The 16,350-nt window shown below is 73.2% G+C and carries 19 protein-coding genes; 13 read left to right on the forward strand and 6 right to left on the reverse strand.

All coding sequences use genetic code 11. The features are described from left to right. Positions 1 to 32: 32 nt before the first annotated feature. Both OG624_RS01510 and OG624_RS01515 read left to right on the forward strand, forming a co-directional pair. The gene (locus OG624_RS01510; RefSeq protein WP_033224275.1) at positions 33 to 392 is read left to right on the forward strand and encodes a PRC-barrel domain-containing protein; all 360 of its coding nucleotides are present in this window, start codon (positions 33 to 35) and stop codon (positions 390 to 392) included. 31 nt (positions 393 to 423) lie between these two features. Next, the gene (locus tag OG624_RS01515) at positions 424 to 1,314 is read left to right on the forward strand and encodes an oxygenase MpaB family protein (RefSeq protein WP_266356122.1); all 891 of its coding nucleotides are present in this window, start codon (positions 424 to 426) and stop codon (positions 1,312 to 1,314) included. An 11-nt stretch (positions 1,315 to 1,325) separates the two neighbouring features. Here OG624_RS01515 and OG624_RS01520 read toward each other — a convergent pair whose 3' ends face one another. Both OG624_RS01520 and OG624_RS01525 read right to left on the reverse strand, forming a co-directional pair. Next, a complete protein-coding gene (locus OG624_RS01520) occupies positions 1,326 to 1,634 on the reverse strand; it encodes a hypothetical protein (RefSeq protein ID WP_158711918.1) in 309 nt (102 codons plus the stop codon). A 36-nt stretch (positions 1,635 to 1,670) separates the two neighbouring features. Continuing rightward, entirely contained in the window at positions 1,671 to 2,510 is an 840-nt protein-coding gene (locus OG624_RS01525; protein ID WP_371638917.1) for a class I SAM-dependent methyltransferase, read from the reverse strand. Positions 2,511 to 2,645: 135 nt separating this feature from the next. On the opposite strand from OG624_RS01525, the gene OG624_RS01530 reads away from it, so the two are divergent. The 4 genes from OG624_RS01530 (at position 2,646) to OG624_RS01545 (ending at position 6,008) form a co-directional block, all read left to right on the forward strand. Then, positions 2,646 to 3,401, forward strand: coding sequence for an ArsR/SmtB family transcription factor (locus OG624_RS01530; protein ID WP_161291700.1), 756 nt, complete (start codon positions 2,646 to 2,648; stop codon positions 3,399 to 3,401). Between the two features lie 70 nt (positions 3,402 to 3,471). After that, entirely contained in the window at positions 3,472 to 4,413 is a 942-nt protein-coding gene (locus tag OG624_RS01535; protein ID WP_266356116.1) for a DMT family transporter, read from the forward strand. Between the two features lie 40 nt (positions 4,414 to 4,453). After that, entirely contained in the window at positions 4,454 to 5,383 is a 930-nt protein-coding gene (locus OG624_RS01540; protein ID WP_371638918.1) for a 2-dehydropantoate 2-reductase, read from the forward strand. 112 nt (positions 5,384 to 5,495) lie between these two features. Then, a complete protein-coding gene (locus tag OG624_RS01545; RefSeq protein WP_237545523.1) occupies positions 5,496 to 6,008 on the forward strand; it encodes a hypothetical protein in 513 nt (170 codons plus the stop codon). Positions 6,009 to 6,037: 29 nt separating this feature from the next. Here OG624_RS01545 and OG624_RS01550 read toward each other — a convergent pair whose 3' ends face one another. Continuing rightward, positions 6,038 to 6,382 (reverse strand): peptidase inhibitor family I36 protein, encoded by a 345-nt coding sequence (locus OG624_RS01550; protein ID WP_033224268.1) that lies wholly within the window; start codon positions 6,380 to 6,382, stop codon positions 6,038 to 6,040. Positions 6,383 to 6,550: 168 nt separating this feature from the next. Here OG624_RS01550 and OG624_RS01555 point away from each other — a divergent pair, with 168 nt between their 5' ends. From OG624_RS01555 to OG624_RS01565, 3 genes are all read left to right on the forward strand, one after another. Then, the gene (locus tag OG624_RS01555) at positions 6,551 to 7,060 is read left to right on the forward strand and encodes a GNAT family N-acetyltransferase (RefSeq protein WP_352163251.1); all 510 of its coding nucleotides are present in this window, start codon (positions 6,551 to 6,553) and stop codon (positions 7,058 to 7,060) included. A 288-nt stretch (positions 7,061 to 7,348) separates the two neighbouring features. Beyond that, complete coding sequence (locus tag OG624_RS01560; protein ID WP_326746797.1) at positions 7,349 to 8,581, forward strand: FAD-dependent oxidoreductase; 1,233 nt, start codon at positions 7,349 to 7,351, stop codon at positions 8,579 to 8,581. A 64-nt stretch (positions 8,582 to 8,645) separates the two neighbouring features. Next, the gene (locus tag OG624_RS01565) at positions 8,646 to 9,881 is read left to right on the forward strand and encodes a cytochrome P450 family protein (RefSeq protein WP_033224266.1); all 1,236 of its coding nucleotides are present in this window, start codon (positions 8,646 to 8,648) and stop codon (positions 9,879 to 9,881) included. 30 nt (positions 9,882 to 9,911) lie between these two features. Here the strand turns inward: OG624_RS01565 and OG624_RS01570 are convergent, their stop codons facing one another. Then, positions 9,912 to 10,592 (reverse strand): M15 family metallopeptidase, encoded by a 681-nt coding sequence (locus OG624_RS01570; protein ID WP_371638919.1) that lies wholly within the window; start codon positions 10,590 to 10,592, stop codon positions 9,912 to 9,914. Beyond that, the gene (locus OG624_RS01575; RefSeq protein ID WP_371638920.1) at positions 10,589 to 11,845 is read right to left on the reverse strand and encodes a PP2C family protein-serine/threonine phosphatase; all 1,257 of its coding nucleotides are present in this window, start codon (positions 11,843 to 11,845) and stop codon (positions 10,589 to 10,591) included. Before OG624_RS01575 ends, OG624_RS01570 begins: the two co-directional genes overlap by 4 nt. A gap of 262 nt (positions 11,846 to 12,107) precedes the next feature. On the opposite strand from OG624_RS01575, the gene hemC reads away from it, so the two are divergent. The 4 genes from hemC (at position 12,108) to OG624_RS01595 (ending at position 15,842) form a co-directional block, all read left to right on the forward strand. After that, positions 12,108 to 13,040, forward strand: coding sequence for a hydroxymethylbilane synthase (gene hemC / locus OG624_RS01580; RefSeq protein ID WP_371638921.1), 933 nt, complete (start codon positions 12,108 to 12,110; stop codon positions 13,038 to 13,040). A gap of 480 nt (positions 13,041 to 13,520) precedes the next feature. Beyond that, complete coding sequence (locus tag OG624_RS01585; RefSeq protein ID WP_033224263.1) at positions 13,521 to 14,591, forward strand: AraC family transcriptional regulator; 1,071 nt, start codon at positions 13,521 to 13,523, stop codon at positions 14,589 to 14,591. 244 nt (positions 14,592 to 14,835) lie between these two features. Continuing rightward, positions 14,836 to 15,399: a hypothetical protein gene (locus tag OG624_RS01590; protein ID WP_266356097.1), complete on the forward strand. Its 564-nt coding sequence runs from the start codon at positions 14,836 to 14,838 to the stop codon at positions 15,397 to 15,399. 125 nt (positions 15,400 to 15,524) lie between these two features. Next, on the forward strand, positions 15,525 to 15,842 hold the full coding sequence (locus tag OG624_RS01595) for a hypothetical protein (RefSeq protein ID WP_033224262.1): 318 nt from the start codon (positions 15,525 to 15,527) through the stop codon (positions 15,840 to 15,842). 127 nt (positions 15,843 to 15,969) lie between these two features. Here OG624_RS01595 and OG624_RS01600 read toward each other — a convergent pair whose 3' ends face one another. Continuing rightward, positions 15,970 to 16,335: a hypothetical protein gene (locus tag OG624_RS01600; protein WP_158711917.1), complete on the reverse strand. Its 366-nt coding sequence runs from the start codon at positions 16,333 to 16,335 to the stop codon at positions 15,970 to 15,972. Positions 16,336 to 16,350: the final 15 nt, after the last annotated feature.

The following is a 16,350-nucleotide window of genomic DNA, read 5'->3' on the forward strand; positions in this document are numbered from 1 at the left end:
CGACACGGATCGATGGAGGAGCTGTTTCACTCATGTCTGAGAACGTCTGGGCCTACCACGTCACCGTCGACCGCATCACGGACGTGGACCTGGCCGGTTACAAGGTGGAGGCTTCCGACGGCACCATCGGAAAGGTCGACAAGCACTCCGACGAGGCGGGATCGGCTTATCTGGTCGTGGACACCGGCCCGTGGATCTTCGGCAAGGAGGTCCTCCTCCCGGCGGGCACCGTCACCGGTATCGACGTGGAGGAGAAGCGGATCCGGGTCGGACTGACCAGGGAACAGGTCAAGGACGCACCGGAGTTCATCCGGGACCAGCACCTGGAGAGCACCGACTACCGTCAGCTGCTCGGCGGTTACTACGGCATCATCCCGCCACGCTGGCTGTGATCCACGGCCGGAACCGGCCCATACTGGGCTCATGGCCAAGGCGAGGGCCACGACGGTCCAGCGGATCAGGCGGCAAGCCGGGGACGCGGTCTTCCTGCGCGTCGCCGGGCCGGACGGACCCCGGAACCGGGCGCGGATCCACACGACGCCCGGACCTCGATGGTTCGCCCCGGACCGGCCGGTGCGCCGGGTGCACGGCGACGCCTCGATGTTCGTCGGCGGGCTGGCCGCCTTGTTGCTGCAGTCCTTGCACCCCCTCGCCATGGCCGCCGTGGCCGCCCATTCGGGGTATCGGGGCGACCCGTGGGGGCGGCTGAACCGCACCAGCACCTTCCTCGCCGTCACCACGTTCGGTACCAGTGCCGACGCCGAGGCGGCGGTGGCCCTCGTACGGGAGGTGCACGCGCGTGTCCGGGGGCGGACGGCCGACGGAGTCCCGTACCGGGCCGATGATCCGGAGCTGCTGACCTGGGTGCACCTCGCCGAGGCGGACTGCTTCCTGCGGGCCCATCAGCAATACGGCAGGCGCCCGTTGGACTCCGCGGGCTGTGACGCATACCTGGCCGACACGGCGCGCGTGGCCCGCGCGCTGGGGGCGGACCGGCCGCCGGAGAACGTGCGCGAGCTGGCCCTGCGGATGGCCCGGTACCGGCCCGGCCTCCGGCCGACGGCGGCCTCCCGGGACACCGCCCGGTTCCTGCTGAGCGAGCCCCCGCTGCCGGGGGCCGCCCGGTTGCCGTACGCACTGCTGGCGGCGGCGGCCGTGGAGCTGCTTCCGCCCTGGGCGAGGTCGGCCGTGGCCGAGGACGCGCCCGCGGTCGCCCGGATGCCGCCCCCGGTCGCCCGCGCCGGCGGCCACGCCGTCACCCGGGCGATCCGCTGGGCGCTACCCCCCGCTCCCCCGCCGCCCCTGCCGGGCTGACGGCGGAGCGGTCAGTACTCCTCGTCCGGGTAACCCCAGCGGATCTCCGGCACGGCTCCGGCCGCCACCGCGGCCACCGTCACGGCGAAGACCCCCTCGAAGTGCGGTTGCCACAGGTAGAAGCGCGAGATGCCGAGCGGGAAGTCGGAGTCCCCGGAAACGAAGTACGAGCCGTCGTCGTCCACCGCCACGCCTATGGTGACCTGGGCGGCTATGTCCTCCTCGTGCATCAGCTCCTGCAGGGCGCGGACGATCGCCCAGGCCTGCGGCTCGTCGGCGACGCCGGTGACGGTGAAGGCAAGATCGATGTTCACTGACATGCCTGAAGACTAGGCGGAGCCACTGACAGCGGCGGCCTACGGGTGGGTGGCCGTCACCAGGTAGTAGTCCAGGATCTGTTGCTCCCAGGCGGCAAGGAAGTTCCGGGGCCAGGTGCCCGGCGCCCAGAGGCGGGCGAGCCAGCGGTCCCAGCCCGGCCAGACCTGCGGACCGATCGAGGTGACCTCGACGTCGGCGAAGCCCGCTTCGGTGAGCGCATCGGTGAGCCGGGACACCGGCCGCGCGATGTCCAGCCCGCTGGCGAAGGAGTCGAGCAGCCCCGCGAGCCGCTTCGCGGGCTCGGGCGCACCCTCCACGGTGAAGAAGCTGGTGACCGCCGCCCGACCACCCGGGCCCAACACTCTCGCCGCCTCCCGCGCGAAGGCGGTCAGGTCCGGGAAGTGCTGCGCCGCCTCGACGCTGTAGAGGCAGTCGAACTCCGCGTCGCCCAACGGCAGCTCCTCCGCGGCCCCGAGCGCGAAGGTCAGCCGGTGCGGCTGGGCCGCGAGGAGCGGGGAGTTGGCTTCGCGGGCCCGTCGGAGCTGCTGGGGATGGATGTCCACCCCGGTGACGGCCGTGGGCCCGTACTCCTCCAGCGCGAGCGCGCACCCGAGACCGAGACCGCAGCCGACCTCGACGGCCCTGCCGCCTTCGGGGGCCACGGCGTCGAGCACGTGCCGGTAGAGGTCCCGCTCGCTGCGGATCCGGTCGTCCTGCGACAGCGGCTGCCCGAGGTCGACCGCCTTCCAGTAGCCGAAGTTGATGAACCCTCCGGCGAAGACCGGAACGGCGCTGAGATCGGCCGGCCCGTACGTCTCCCACACCTCGGGCCGTACGACCGGGGACGGCCGCTCCGTGGGATCACCCGACGACAACACCCCACCACCTCCTCGTGACGGGGGCGTTCTGCCCCGCAGCCCTCAGTGTGGCGGGCGGACCCCCGGTCGCGACAGGGGACCTCATCGCGCACAGATCGTTCGCTGTTTACCGAAATCATGGGGCATCCTGGACGTATGAACGCAACGCATCCCGGTTCGACGCCCGCGGGTGGAGCGGCCCCCGTGGGCGGAGCGGCTCCCGCGGCACTGCTGGCCGCCTTCGCCGCCGCCCTGGCCGACGAGACACGGGCGGCGATCTGCATGACGCTCCTGGAGGGGCGTGCCTGGACCGCGGGCGAGCTGGCCCGCATCACCTCGGTGGCACCCTCCACCATCAGCGGCCACCTGACCCGGCTGCTCGACGTGGGCATCTGCGTGACCGAGCGACAGGGCCGCCACAGCTATGTGCGCATCGCCGACGGAGCGACGGCCCGCCTGCTCGACGAGCTCGCCTCGCACGCCGTTCCGGACCGGGACGCGGCGCACGCCGTGCCCGTGGTCGCCGCGCCGGACCCGCTGGCCCGCGCCCGGACCTGCTACGACCACTTCGCCGGGCGGCTCGGCATGGCGGTGACCGACGCGATGGAGCGGCGCGGACTGCTGCGCACGGACGACGTGTTCGAGCTGACGGAGGCCGGCCGGGTCTGGTGCGCCGACGCCGGCATCAGCCTGGCCGGAGAGGGGCGCAGGCGGCTGGCGAGCTCCTGCCTGGACTGGACCGAGCGGCGCCGCCACCTGGGCGGCCTCGCCGGGGCGCGGCTGTGCGCGCGGGCGACCGCGGAGGAGTGGGTGGTGCGCCCGACGGGTGGCGGGCGGGCCCTGGAGGTGACCGACGCCGGGGAGCGGGCCTTCGGTGAACTGCTGGGGCTGACACCGGAGGCGTGGAGCTGAGGTGCGGCTCCGGACAGGAAGACGCATCAATTCGGTCGACACCGAAATGTTGCGGTCGTAGGGTGGGCTCATGACGTTCCGCTCGAGTTCGATCCCGCCCGGCGTCCTCACCGTCGGCGCCGTCACCTTCACGGTGTTCGCCTGGGCCTCCGCCTTCGTCTCCATCCGCAGCGCGGGAGCCGCGTACTCGCCCGGCGCCCTGGCCCTCGGCCGACTGCTGGCGGCCTCCCTGGTCCTCGTGGTGCTGCTCCTGATCAGTCGGCAGGGCCTGCCGCCCCGCGAGGCCTGGCGCGGGATCCTGGTGTCCGGTGTCGTGTGGTTCTGCGGCTACACGATCGTCCTGAACTGGGGTGAGCGGCTGGTCGACGCGGGCACCGCGTCGCTGCTCGTGAACACCGGGCCGATCCTCATGGCGCTCCTCGCGGCCCGCCTCCTCGGCGAGGCACTGCCCCCGCGTCTCCTGGTCGGCATGGCCGTCTCCTTCGCCGGAGCGGTGGTCGTGGGCCTGTCCATGTCGTCCGGGGACGGCGGCTCCACCTCGGTGCTCGGCGTCGTACTCTGCCTGCTCGCGGCGGTGGCGTACGCGACCGGCGTCATCGCCCAGAAGCCCGCGCTCTCCTACGGCACTCCCCTGCAGGTCACCACCTTCGCCTGCCTCACGGGAACCGTGGCCTGCCTGCCCTTCTCGGGCCAACTGTTCGCGGAACTGCCCGAGGCACCGATGTCCGCGACCTTGAACATGGTCTACCTGGGTGTGGTCCCGACCGCCCTCGCGTTCACCACCTGGACCTACGCCCTGGCGCGCATGCCCGCCGGAAAGCTGGGCGCGACCACGTACGCCGTCCCGGCCATCGTCGTGCTGCTGAGCTGGGCCCTCCTGGGCGAGGTACCGGCGTGGCTGACCCTCCTCGGCGGGGCGCTCTGCCTGGCCGGTGTGGCGGTCTCCCGGTACACGCCGCGCTCGGCCCGGACTCCGGCCGACGACAGCCCGCTCGGTGCGGGCCGGACCTGACCGGACCGCTCCCCTTCCCTCCCACGAAAGGCACCCCTTCATGAGGATCCTCACGGTCGGCGCCGGCGCCGTCGGCGGCTTCTTCGGCGCGCGGCTCGCGACAGCGGGTCAGGACGTCTCCTTCCTGGTGCGACCGGCCCGCGCGAAGGCCCTGGAGGCCCGCGGCCTGCGCGTGGTCGGCCAAGGGGAGGAGCTCGACCTCACACCGCGTCTGGTGACGGCCGGCGCCGTGGGCGGACCGTACGACCTCGTACTCCTCTCGGTGAAGGCGACCGCCCTGCGGACGGCCCTGGCGGACATCGAACCCGCCGTCGGCCCGGACACCGCCGTCGTTCCCCTGCTCAACGGGGTCGCCCACCTCGACGCGCTCGTCGCGCGCCTCGGGGCCGGAGCGGTCCTCGGCGGTGTCGCGAAGGTGGTCACCACCTTGAACGAGGACGGCGACATCCTCCGCATGGCTCCGCCCGCGGTCATCCTGACCGGCGAGCTCGACGCACGACCGTCGGCCCGGGTGGACTCGATCCGCGGCGTACTGGCCGAGGCCGGCATCGATTCGCCGGCGACGCAGGACATCGTCGCGGCCATGTGGCACAAGTGGGTCTTCATCTCGACGCTCGTCGCCCTGACCTGTCTGATGCGCGGCACGGTCGGCGAGGTGAACGCCGTTCCGGGCGGGTCGGACCTGGCCGCGGCGCTGATCTCGGAGACCACGGCGGTGGCCCGGGCCGCGGGCCACCCGGTGACGGATGCGGAGCTCGCCTTCACCACCTCGACCGTCACGACCCCCGGCTCCCCGCTCACCCCGTCCCTGTACCGCGACCTCGTCGCCGGAGCGCCGACGGAGGCCGACCACGTCCTGACCGACCTCACCCTGCGCGCCCGCGCGCTGGGCGTGGCCACTCCCCTGCTGGACCTCGCCGCTCTCCAGCTGCGGGTCCACGAACACCGTCTCGCCGCCGGACGCCCTTGAGGTCCCCGGCCGCCGTAGGCACTCACCCGGATGCCCGGACCAGTGGGCATCCGGGCCGCCGGGCCTTTGACTGGGAGGTCCCAAGGTCCGGAACCGGAACACCCATGGAGGCATGGTGACGGCGGTCGCGTGGATGCGTGGTGCGGCAGGTGCGGTGGTGCTGTCGGTGGTGGCGTTCGGCGCCGCGGGCTGTTCCGACGGTGACGGCACCCCGTCCGAGGCCGTGTCGAGCGCCGCGTCGGCGGTGAAGTCGGCGGGTGAGGCGGTCTCGTCGGCCGCCGCCGAGGCCGGGAAGGCCGCCGAGTCGGCCGCCGCCGTGGCGAAGGGCAAGCTCGCCGAGGTGAAGAACGGGGTCGATGCCAAGGACCAGGTGTCCTTGGGTGCGGTGGCCACCGACGGAGACGGGTACACGACAGTCCCCGTGACGGCCCGGAACACCGATGACGCGACGAAGTCCTTCGCGGTGCAGGTGGAGTTCAAGGACGAGAGCGGCAACCTCGTCGACACCGTGGTCGTGACGATCACGGACGTCGCCGGGAAGGGCACCGGGCAGGGAACGGCCCGTAGTACGCACAAACTGTCGGGCACGGTGACGGCGCAGACCGGCACGGCCCTGCGCTACTGAGCCCGGCCCCCACCTGACGATATCCGGGGTCAGCAGGTGTCGCCCACGGCGTCGATCTTCGAGCCGAAGCGGCCGCTGTAGTTGCTCGCGTAGTCGCCGACGCGGACCGGCCGGCAGTCCTTGCCGGTCGCCCAGTCGATGAAGGCCCCGCTCCGGTTGGCCCGGAAGGACCCCACGTGGTCCACGAACCTGCTGGGAAGGTTCACGTAGCCGCCCCGCCAGACATAGAGCTCCCCGGTGCCGTCCTGGTACCGCCACAGACAGATCGCCTTGGCGGGGCAGGCGGGCAGGGCCTGAGCGGGTGTGGTGGAGACGAGCGAGACCAGCGCGACCGCGCCGGCGACGGACAGGGTGCGTAAGTGACGTGCCCTCATACGGAGCCTCCTCTTCGTACCGTTCGTCCCCTCATCGTCCCCGCCCGGACGCAGGCCGGGGCGGTAACCACCCCATTCACCGGGCCTCTTCACCACATCTCCCCGACCTGTACGGGGGCGGGGACACTCGGGTGCGAGCCCGATGCACCGGATCGGTATCGTCGCCGTATGCCTGAACTGGTCGCGCCCACCACCCACCTGCGCTCCGCCTGGCTGGAGGCCCATGACGAGTGGGGCCCGGGCCTCCACGAGGACGGATTCGGGCTGGAGCCGGCCGACGAGGTCGACTCCCCGACCGGGTTCGCGACGTGGGTCGCGCGGCTGGCCGACGGTCCGAAAGCGGCCGGGACCGGCCGGGGTTGCACCTACCGATGGATCGTCGAGGGCGACCGGGTGCTCGGCGGGATCGCGCTGCGGCACGGGCTCGACGATCAGGTGCCGCAGTTCGGCCACATCGGCTACGGGATCCGGCCGTCCTCGCGTCGGCGCGGGCTGGCCACCTGGGCCCTGGGCCGGATGCTGACCGAGGCGTGGGCCCTCGGCCTGGACCGGGTGCTGATGGTCTGCGCGGTCGACAACCTCGCCTCGGTGAGGACGATCGAGCGACACGGCGGCCTCCTGGAAGGCATCCGGGACACCGAACACGGTCCCGTCCGGCGCTACTGGATCACGGCCTAGGGGGTGTCTTGTCGATCGGGGCGGAACAGGGAGCGGTGGTCGGTGCCGTGTATCGCAAGGCGGACGAGGGAGGCGACGCGGAGCGTCGCCGACCGAGGACAACGCGGCGAGGCGCGGTGCCGGGCGCCGCGAGCCCGCCCTGATCGGCAAGACACCCCCTAGGCCGGGTACGCGGTCGGCGGGAGCGTCGTACGGAACCCGGATGGCTGCCCCGTGTCGCCGCCGCCCGCGCCGCGGGTGCGGTATACGTCGTCCGGGGCACCCGAGTCGGCGAAGGGAGTGGGGCGCGTGGAACGGACCACCTGCTGTGTGGTGGGCGGCGGGCCCGCCGGGATGGTGCTGGCCCTGTTGCTGGCCCGGGCCGGGGTGGAGGTGACCGTGTTGGAGAAGCACGGCGACTTCCTGCGCGACTTCCGCGGCGACACCGTGCACCCGTCCACCCTGTCGCTGCTGGACGACATCGGCCTGGCCGAGCGCTTCGCCCGGCTGCCGCAGCGACGGGTCAGCTCGGTGCAACTGCCCATCGGGCCTGACCGGTCCCTCGTCACGGTCGGGGACATCGGGGCGCTGCGGGGGAAGTACAACTACATCGCGATGGTGCCGCAGTGGGACCTGCTGGACCTGCTCGCCGACGAAGCGCGCCGCGAGCCCTCCTTCCGTCTGCGCATGAACACCGAGGCGACGTCCTTCCTCGTCGAGCGCGGACGGGTCACGGGCGTGCGCTACCGGACCGCGGACGGCGACACCGGCGAGCTGCGGGCCTCGTTGACCGTGGCCTGCGACGGGCGCGGCTCGCTGGCCAGGGCGCTGCCCGAGCTCGGGCTGGAGGAGTTCCCGTGCCCCATGGACGCCTGGTGGTTCCGGGTGCCGCGGCGTGAGGGGGACCCCAGCGGGCTCGTCGGCGGCATCGGGGACAGGCTGTTCGTCGCCCTGATCGACCGCGGCGACTACTGGCAGTGCGCCGCGCTCATCCCCAAGGGTTCCGACGTCGGGCGCCGCGCCGAGGGCCTGGAGGCGTTCATGGGGCAGTTCACGGAGGCGGTGCCCTGGTTGGCCGACCGGGCCGATGCCGTCACATCCTGGGACGAGGTCAAACTGTTGGACGTCCGGCTCGACCGGCTGCGCCGCTGGCACCGCCCGGGGCTGCTGTGCATCGGGGACGCCGCGCATGCCATGTCGCCGGTGTTCGGCATCGGCATCAACCTCGCCGTGCAGGACGCGGTGGCGGCGGCCCGTCACTTGGTGGGCCCGTTGCGCGAGGGCACCGTGGGGCTCCGGGACGTACGCCGGGTGCAGTGCCGGCGGCTGCCCACCACCGTGGCGACGCAGGGGCTCCAGCGCCTCGCGCACGCCAAGGTCATCGGGCCGCTGCTGGCCGGCCGTGCCGCGTTCGGAGATCCCGAGCGTGCGAAGCGGCTGACCGAGCTGCTCACCGACTCGCGCCGGCTGAACCGGCTGCCCGCCTATTTCCTCGCCTACGGGGCCCTGCGCGAGCGTCCCCCGAAGGAATCGCTCCGCTGAGCTCGACCCACCCCGCTCCACCTCACCGGAGACCGAAGCACGGACGACCCACTCGGGAGGCGTCATGAGTGAGCACACGGGTGAGCAGCGGCCGACCCTCCTGCCGTACGGCGACCCGGCCTTCCTGGCGGATCCGTTCCCGCTGTACCGGCAATTGCGCGAGGACGGCCCCGTGCGCCGCGTCGTCGCCGCGGGCGGCCTGGAGGCTTGGCTCGTCACCCGCTACGAGGACGGACTCGCGGCCCTGTCCGACTCCCGACTCAGCAGCGACGTACGCGATGCCTCGGACGGTCGGCTCCTGGCACAACTGCCGGACACGGAAAGCGATTCGATGCTGAGCAACATGCTCCGCAGCGACCCGCCCGACCACACCCGACTGCGCCGCCTGGTCTCCAAGGCGTTCACCGCCCGCCGCGTGGCGCAGATGCGGCCGCGGATCCAGGCCGTCGCCGACGATCTGCTGGACGCGGTCGTCCCGGCCGGCCGCGCCGACCTGGTGGCGGACTTCGCGCTTCCGCTCCCCGTCACGGTGATCGGCGAGCTGCTCGGGGTTCCGGTGGACGAGCGGCACGACTTCCAGGGCTGGACCGACCGGATGCTCAGGCGTGGTACGGAGCCGCCCGACCCCGCCGTGGTGAACGAGGCGTGGCAGCACATGCGCGCGTACCTGACCGGGCTCGTCCACGCGAAGCGGGCGCACCCCGGCGACGATCTGCTCAGCGACCTGGTCGCCGCCCGCGACGCGGAACAGCGGCTGAGCGAGGACGAGTTGATCGCGATGGTGTTCCTGCTGCTGGTGGCCGGTTACATCACCACGGTCAATCTGATCGGCACGGGGATCGCCACGCTGCTGGCCCACCCGGACCAGTTCGAGCTGCTGCGCTGCGACCCCGGCCTGCTGCCGGGTGCGATCGAGGAGTTCCTCCGCTACGACGGTCCGGTGAGCCCGGGGATCGCGCGGTTCGCGCGCGAGGACGTGGTGATCGCCGGGGTGGCCGTCCCGCGCGGGGCGACCGTGTTGATCGGCTCGGCGGTCGCCGACCGCGATCCGAAGCGGTTCTCCGACCCCGACCGCCTCGACATCACCCGGCAGGACAACGCCCACCTCGCGTTCGGGCACGGCATCCACTACTGCCTGGGGGCGCCGCTGGCCCGCTTGGAGGGTCAGATCGCCATCGGTACGGTCCTGCGCCGGCTCCCCGGGCTCGCCCTCGACACGGGCGCGGACGGGATCCGTCGGCGCCCGGGCGGGCTGCGCGGTCCCGAGTGCCTGCCGGTGACCTTCGCACCGGGCGGCTGAGGCCGGCGGTGTCGCCCTGCCGGGCCGGTGTCAGCCGCCCTCCTCGGAGAAGTGCTGGTAGTCCGGGGGGCTCCAGCGGCCGCCCCAGTACCAGCCGATCTCCCGGAAGGCCCGGGTGACGACCCCGTCCAGGGTGATCATTCCGGGGCGGGGGCGGTCGCGGTCGAGGTAGGTGCGGCCGTTCGGGGGATGGCTGGTGCCGCGGACGTCGACGTACGGGTTCTCGACCGGGTTGATGTCGATGGCGTCGCCCCAGGAGTGGCGGGACAGCCGCCCCGGGTCTCCGGTGACCTGCCGGCAGTTGAAGGCGGAGGTGTTGTCGTCGGCCATCGCTGCGGCGTCGCTGCCGCCGTACTCGGCCATGACGCGCATGCGGCGGATCGGGAAGCGGGCGGCGAAGGCCTGGCCGAAGGCCCGCAGCACGGGGGCGACCGCGTCCTCGTGGACGACCAGCTCGCCGCTGTGCACCTTCCCGTCGAAGCCCCAGTGGTTCATCCGGACGAGGCGCAGCCGCTCGGGTGGCACGGGGCATCCGGTGCGGTGGGTGGTGCCCAGCTTCTCCGGGGGTACGGCTGTGACGTGCGCGGACAGGGTCTTCACCACCGGTTCGGGCACGACCTGGACGTGCGGCTGGGATCTCGTCCCTGTGCATGACAACGCCGTCGCGCACAGGGTCCCGGTCAGGGCGACGCAGGCGAGGCGATGGCTCACCGTCCCACCGTAGGTTCGCCCGCCGCTCGGGGCATGCCGGAGGCCACGGCCCCGGGGTCCGTGGGCGGGCGGGGGCGGGCCCGGGCGGCGAGTACGGCGACGTCGTCCTCGGCGTGCCGGGCGTCGAGGCCCGCCACTACGGCGTCCACCACCGCGTCCACCCCGGCGCCGACGGGGGGTCGCACTCCGACCAGCCGGGCCAGGGAGACGTCGATGTCCTCGCCGCGCCGTTCCACCAGCCCGTCGGTGAACATCAGCAGGGTCTCCTGTGGGGTGATCGCGCGTGTGACGGCCTCGTAGCCGCCGACGCCGGTGCCCAGCGGCGGGCCGACCGGGAGGTCGACCAGCGAGGCCGATCCGTCGGCCCCGAAGACCGCCGGCGGCAGATGGCCGGCGCCCGCGAACATCGCGACGCCGCGTGCGGGGTCGACGCGTACGAGCAGGCAGGTGGCGGGTCTGCGGGCCGCGTCCTCGGCGGCCAGGGCGTCGAGGCGGCGCAGGACCCGGTGCGGGGCGAGGTCCGTGGAGGCCACGTCACGCAGGGTGGAGCGGTAGGCGTTCATGTCCACGGCCGCGTCGAGCCCGTGGCCCATCACGTCTCCGACCACCAGCAGGGTGCGGCCGTAGTGGAGGCGGATCGTCTCGAACCAGTCGCCGCCCACCAGCGCCCGCGGGCCGGCCGGTAGATAGCGGCCGGCCACCTCCAGGTTGGGGTGCGGCCGGCCCGGCTCCGCCACGAGCGCCCGCTGGAGGTGCGAGACGGTGTCCTCCGTGGCGGCCAGTTCCCGCGCGTGGCGCAGGTGCACCGCCGCCAGCCGGGCCGTGAAGTGGACCGTCGCCGCCTCGTGGTCACCGAACCCGACCCGGGCCCGTACGGCGGTCACCGTTCCGTGGACCCGGTCCCCGTCCGGCAGCGGGACGGAGAGGACGTGGACGGGGACGCCACCGGCGACCGTCGCCCACTCGGAGAGCGGGTGTCCGCCGTCGGAGGCCCGTACCGAGGGTGAGGCGCCGGCCCCTGCCGTGAGCAGCCCCACGGCCCCCGCCGTCGCCACACGGTGCGGAGCGCCGTCCTCCGTGAGGAGGTCCACGGCGGCCGCGTCGCACACGTTCCGGGACAGGAATCCGGCCAGTTCCTGGCATGTCGTCACCGCGTCGAGCGTCGTACCGATCTGCCCCACTGCGGCCTCGGCCGCCCGGACACGGGCCCACACCCCCTCGGGCCCGGTGGGCCTCCCGCCACGTTCCGGCAACGGACCTCCTCGTCACGGACCGCCGAAGCAGCCATTCCAGCAGGAGTACGGGGCGCAGGCACGCGCGCCGCGCCCCTCGGGTCTCCGGGCGCGCTCGGCGGGGCGGAACGACGCCGTGGGCCGTTCCGTACGAGGGTGACCGACCGTGGCGCGTCAGGTCCATCGAACGTGTTCCCGAGGTCGCCAACTTCCTTTCGAGTCACGGGTCATGGCCTCCGGCGCCGATGCCCGCCGGTACGGTCCGAGGGCGTATCGTGCCCGCATGCCCGCTGATCTGATCCGTATCGTCTCCCGCGATTCGCCGATGGCCCTGGCCCAGGTGGAGCGCGTCCGCGCCGAGCTCGCCGCACTCCACCCGGGGATCAGGACCACCGTCCTGCCGGTGAAGACCACCGGCGACAAGTGGATGGGGGACCTCTCACAGGTCGAGGGCAAGGGCGCCTTCACCAAGGAGGTCGACGCAGCGATCCTCGCGGGTGAGGCCGATCTCGCCGTGCACTGCGTCAAGGACGTCCCGGCCGACCGCCCGCTGCCCGCCGGGACCGTCTTCGCGGCGTTCCTGGAACGCGACGACATCCGTGACGCCCTGATCCACCCGGACGGGCTCACCCTCGACCGGCTCCCGCCCGGCACCCGCGTCGGGACCTCCTCCGTGCGCCGGATCGCCCAGCTCGCCGCCGCGTACCCACACGTGGAATGCGTACCGATGCGCGGGAACGCCAACCGGCGCCTGGAGAAACTCGCCGCCGGTGAGGCGGACGCGCTCCTCCTGGCCGTCGCCGGCCTCCACCGCATCGGCCGCGCGGACGTCATCACGCAGATCGTCCCGGTGGACACCCTCATGCCGCCGATCGGCGCCGGCGTCCTCGCGCTCCAGTGCCGGGAGGACGACAGCAGGCTCATCGACACCGTCAGCGCCCTCGGCCACCCGGACACGCACCGCGAGACGGTCGCCGAGCGGATGCTCCTGCACGTCCTGCAGGGCCACTGCAACAGCCCGATCGCCGGCTACGCGCGGGCGGAACGCGGAAGGGATCTCTCCCTCCGCGCCTGTGTGTTCTCACCGGACGGCAAGGTGGTCCTGAACGCGCACGAGTGGGCGGGCCGCCTCGACCCGGCCACCCTCGGCACATCTGTGGCCGTCGCGCTCCTCCGCCAGGGTGCCCGAGAGTTGATCGACAGCATTCCGCACTGACCCCACCCACCCCCGTGCGGGTCGGTGCTCCTCGACGGACCGGCGCAGGCCGCCGGCCGTGGGCCGTGCCCGGCCGGACTCGATGCTTCGCACTGCCCAGACCCCCGTCCGGGGCAGTGCGTTCACCGGGCCTGCCCGACATCACGCCGGGGCCGGCACCGAAGCGGCGAGCGCGAAATCGTCTCGGGTCAACTCCACTGGCACTCCTCGTGATACGGATCGGCGGCAGGCTCCCCGTAGGACACGCCGCCTTCGGACGGCGGCACTTCGGTGCGGCGCACCCGGCCGACGGCCCGGCCGTCCGCACCCCGCGGGGACGATCACCACGCTAGGGCCGCACAAACCGCCAGGCCCAGGGCAGCTCACGCCGGCCAGGGGACCGTCCGCGCCACGGGGAGACCGCACACGCCGAGTTGGGGACATTCAGCGCCATGTCGGCCGGATGAAGCGGAATTTCCCGCTCGTCTATGCTCAGACCCTGTGATCACGCAAGCACACCAGGGCACCAACTCCTCGGCCATCACCCGGCTGAGCGTCACCGCGGCGCGCCTGTTCGACGTACCCGCGCACGGGTACGCGCACCTGCTGGGCCTGGCGCCCGAGCATCTCCACGACGACCTGTACCGGACGCCCGCGGCCACCGGCATCCGCATCGCGGAACTGACGACCGTGCGCGTTCCCTGGACCGAGTTGGCGCTGCTGCTGGCCCAGCAGTCGGGCGTCGGCGCCCTCGGCGTCTGGGACTACCTGATCACCTCGGCGCCCACTCCGCTCGAAGGGATCCGGGACGCCGCCACCTACCTCGCGGTCGTCGCCGACCCCGGCACCGACACCTTGCGCATCACCGAGGACGGCGAGCAGATCGTCCTCACCCATGTCAACGAGGCGGACCAGAGCTACGAACCGGCCTGCGCCATCCGCGCCTTCGCGCTCGGCCTGTACCAACGGCGGCTCAGCGCGGCCGCACGGCGCCGTCTCGTCCCCCTACGGGTCACCCTGGCCGCGAGGACACCGCGCCGGCACGACGCCCTGATCGAGCTGTACGGCACCGCGAACATCGAGTTCGAGGCCCCGAGCAGCTCCCTCACCTTCCTCGCCTCCGACCTGACCGGGCCGACACCGCACGCGCAGCCGGGGCTGTCGAACGTGCTGCGGAGACACGCCGATCAGACCCTCGCCGCAGCGATCCCGCTGCACAACTGGCTGGACCTCTTCCGCACCGCGCTGACCTCCGTCCACGACGAGACCGTTCCCACGCTGCCCGCGGTGGCACGGCGGATGTCCGTCAGTCCGCGGACCCTCCAGCGCCGCCTCGACGAGCACGACACCACGTGGAGCAACGAGATCGAGGCCGCGCGCCGGGACCACATCACCCGGCTGCTGCACGGCACCGACCTCAGCATCGACGCGATCGCCGCCCGCAGCGGGTACGCCGACGCGCGCGCCCTGCGCCGGGCGGTCCAGCGCTGGTACGGCACCACGCCCGCCGTCCTACGCCGAACCGGTCGCGCGGACCCGGCCGGTGGGACCGGGGAACAGCGGGGCGCCTGACGCGAGGACCTCACCGCCGGGTCCCGGCCGATGGCCTCGGTGCCGGCGCGCAGTGGTGTGGGCCCGCGCTCGGGAACGTAGCAACGGCGGCCGGTACCAGGGGATCCGGAACAGTGCGGGATGACAGGCGGGCGCGTCCGGGGTAGGGCTGGTCGAGCCGGAGGGGCGGCAGCGTGCGGCCCGGACGACGCGCTGCCCGCTCGCCTGCGGGGCAGGGCCGTCGGCCGGCCCTACGGTAGGCGCCATGGCCCCTGACGAGACGCCCCCGGCCGGGTCCCCCGGCGGCGCCGCTCCCGGAGCGGACGACGAGCAGGCCTTCGATCGTGATCCGCGGTTCGCCGCCGCCCGGCTGAAGGAGCGGCTGTACGCCACCATCACCATGATCTCGGTGGTGATCGGGCTCGCGAGCTCCGAGCACATCAGCGCCACCGGAGCCGCCGCGACCGTGGTGACCGCCGCCGTGGGCCTGTGGCTGGCCGCGCTGGTCGCGGACCAGCAGGCCCACCGGGTCGTCCACGGTCGGCTGGCGACCGGCCACGAGCTGCGCCGCATGTTGTCCGTCAGCAGCCCTCTGCTGCTGTCCGCCGCGGGACCGCTGGTCCTGATCGGCTCGGCGGCGCTGGGGCTGATGGAGGTGGACACCGCCCTGCTGCTGTCGGCCGGGGTGAGCGTCGCCGGGCTGTTCACCTGGGGCTGGTACGGCGGCGTCCGCATGGGGGGCGGCACGGGCCTGGCGCTGCTGGCGGGCACCCTGGACGCGGCCATCGGCACCGCGGTAGCCCTGGTCAAGGCCGCCGCGGGCCACTGATCCGGGCCGGTGAGCCCCGCCATCGGGCCGCCCGAGCATCCAGCACCGCCGAGAGGACGCGGGAATCGCGGTCCCGCCGTAGCGTGGAAGCATCAGAGGCACTCCGCGGTGAGGGGCGATGCGCCATGACCTGGGCTTCGTGGACGACGACAGGAGTCTTCGCCGGACGCGGCGGAGTACGCACCGACGAGGCGGGTGTCCTCAGCGGGGACCTGACCGTGCACACCACCTGGTCGAGTCCGGAGGCCCAGGTGGCGGTCCAGTACACGGGCGGCTCGGACTGGTTCACGGTGACCGGCAGCCCGGTGCGCTGCGAATCGGAGGAGTTCAGCCGCGTGCTGCACCAGGCCGTGGTGGACGCCGTACGCGCCGACGGGGCGGCCACGGTCCCGCAGGACCTGCCCCAGGACGCCCCGCGGATTCCGCGCACGCCGGCCACCTGATCGGCTCCCCGCGGTGCCGATCAGAGGGGCCGACGCCGCCGGGTTGCGGGGTTCGGCGAGCGGGCTTACAGCCCGACCACCCCGTCGAGCAGGGCCGGCGGGGTGGTGTCCGGAGCGGCTCGCTCCCTCAGGGCTCGACCGTGAGGATGCCGTACGCGACGAAGGTCGCGGCGGCGGTCCCCAGCAGCGCGAGACGCCCGGCCGCGAGCCCCAGCGCGAGGGCGCGGGCCCGGCCGCCCCCGGCCCGTGACAGCAGGGTCGCGGTCCCGGCCAGGGAGGCGATCAGGGCGAAAGCGGTCGCGAAGACGGCGAGGGCCGTGGGCGAGGTGGGACCGGTGGTAGGGCCGTGGTCCTCCGTGATCCCGGGCAGCAGGAGGCCGACGGCGCACAGGGCGAGGGACGCGAGAGCGGTGGCCAGGACGTCGAAGGCGAGGGTGAGGGCCCAGCCGACAGGCAGCACCGCATCCGTGCGCGGTCTGCGGGTCACTGACATGTGCTGCTCCACGGG

This window comes from Streptomyces virginiae (genome assembly GCF_041432505.1).
GTDB lineage: Bacteria > Actinomycetota > Actinomycetes > Streptomycetales > Streptomycetaceae > Streptomyces > Streptomyces virginiae_A.

Bases quoted from the DNA above. Each gene is read 5' to 3' on its own strand.
- OG624_RS01510 (WP_033224275.1), top strand. From the start codon at position 33: ATGTCTGAGAACGTCTGGGCCTACCACGTCACCGTCGACCGCATCACG.
- OG624_RS01515 (WP_266356122.1), top strand. From the start codon at position 424: ATGGCCAAGGCGAGGGCCACGACGGTCCAGCGGATCAGGCGGCAAGCC.
- OG624_RS01520 (WP_158711918.1), bottom strand. From the start codon at position 1,634: ATGTCAGTGAACATCGATCTTGCCTTCACCGTCACCGGCGTCGCCGAC.
- OG624_RS01530 (WP_161291700.1), top strand. From the start codon at position 2,646: ATGAACGCAACGCATCCCGGTTCGACGCCCGCGGGTGGAGCGGCCCCC.
- OG624_RS01535 (WP_266356116.1), top strand. From the start codon at position 3,472: ATGACGTTCCGCTCGAGTTCGATCCCGCCCGGCGTCCTCACCGTCGGC.
- OG624_RS01540 (WP_371638918.1), top strand. From the start codon at position 4,454: ATGAGGATCCTCACGGTCGGCGCCGGCGCCGTCGGCGGCTTCTTCGGC.
- OG624_RS01545 (WP_237545523.1), top strand. From the start codon at position 5,496: ATGGTGACGGCGGTCGCGTGGATGCGTGGTGCGGCAGGTGCGGTGGTG.
- OG624_RS01550 (WP_033224268.1), bottom strand. From the start codon at position 6,382: ATGAGGGCACGTCACTTACGCACCCTGTCCGTCGCCGGCGCGGTCGCG.
- OG624_RS01555 (WP_352163251.1), top strand. From the start codon at position 6,551: ATGCCTGAACTGGTCGCGCCCACCACCCACCTGCGCTCCGCCTGGCTG.
- OG624_RS01565 (WP_033224266.1), top strand. From the start codon at position 8,646: ATGAGTGAGCACACGGGTGAGCAGCGGCCGACCCTCCTGCCGTACGGC.
- hemC (WP_371638921.1), top strand. From the start codon at position 12,108: ATGCCCGCTGATCTGATCCGTATCGTCTCCCGCGATTCGCCGATGGCC.
- OG624_RS01590 (WP_266356097.1), top strand. From the start codon at position 14,836: ATGGCCCCTGACGAGACGCCCCCGGCCGGGTCCCCCGGCGGCGCCGCT.
- OG624_RS01595 (WP_033224262.1), top strand. From the start codon at position 15,525: ATGACCTGGGCTTCGTGGACGACGACAGGAGTCTTCGCCGGACGCGGC.
- OG624_RS01600 (WP_158711917.1), bottom strand. From the start codon at position 16,335: ATGTCAGTGACCCGCAGACCGCGCACGGATGCGGTGCTGCCTGTCGGC.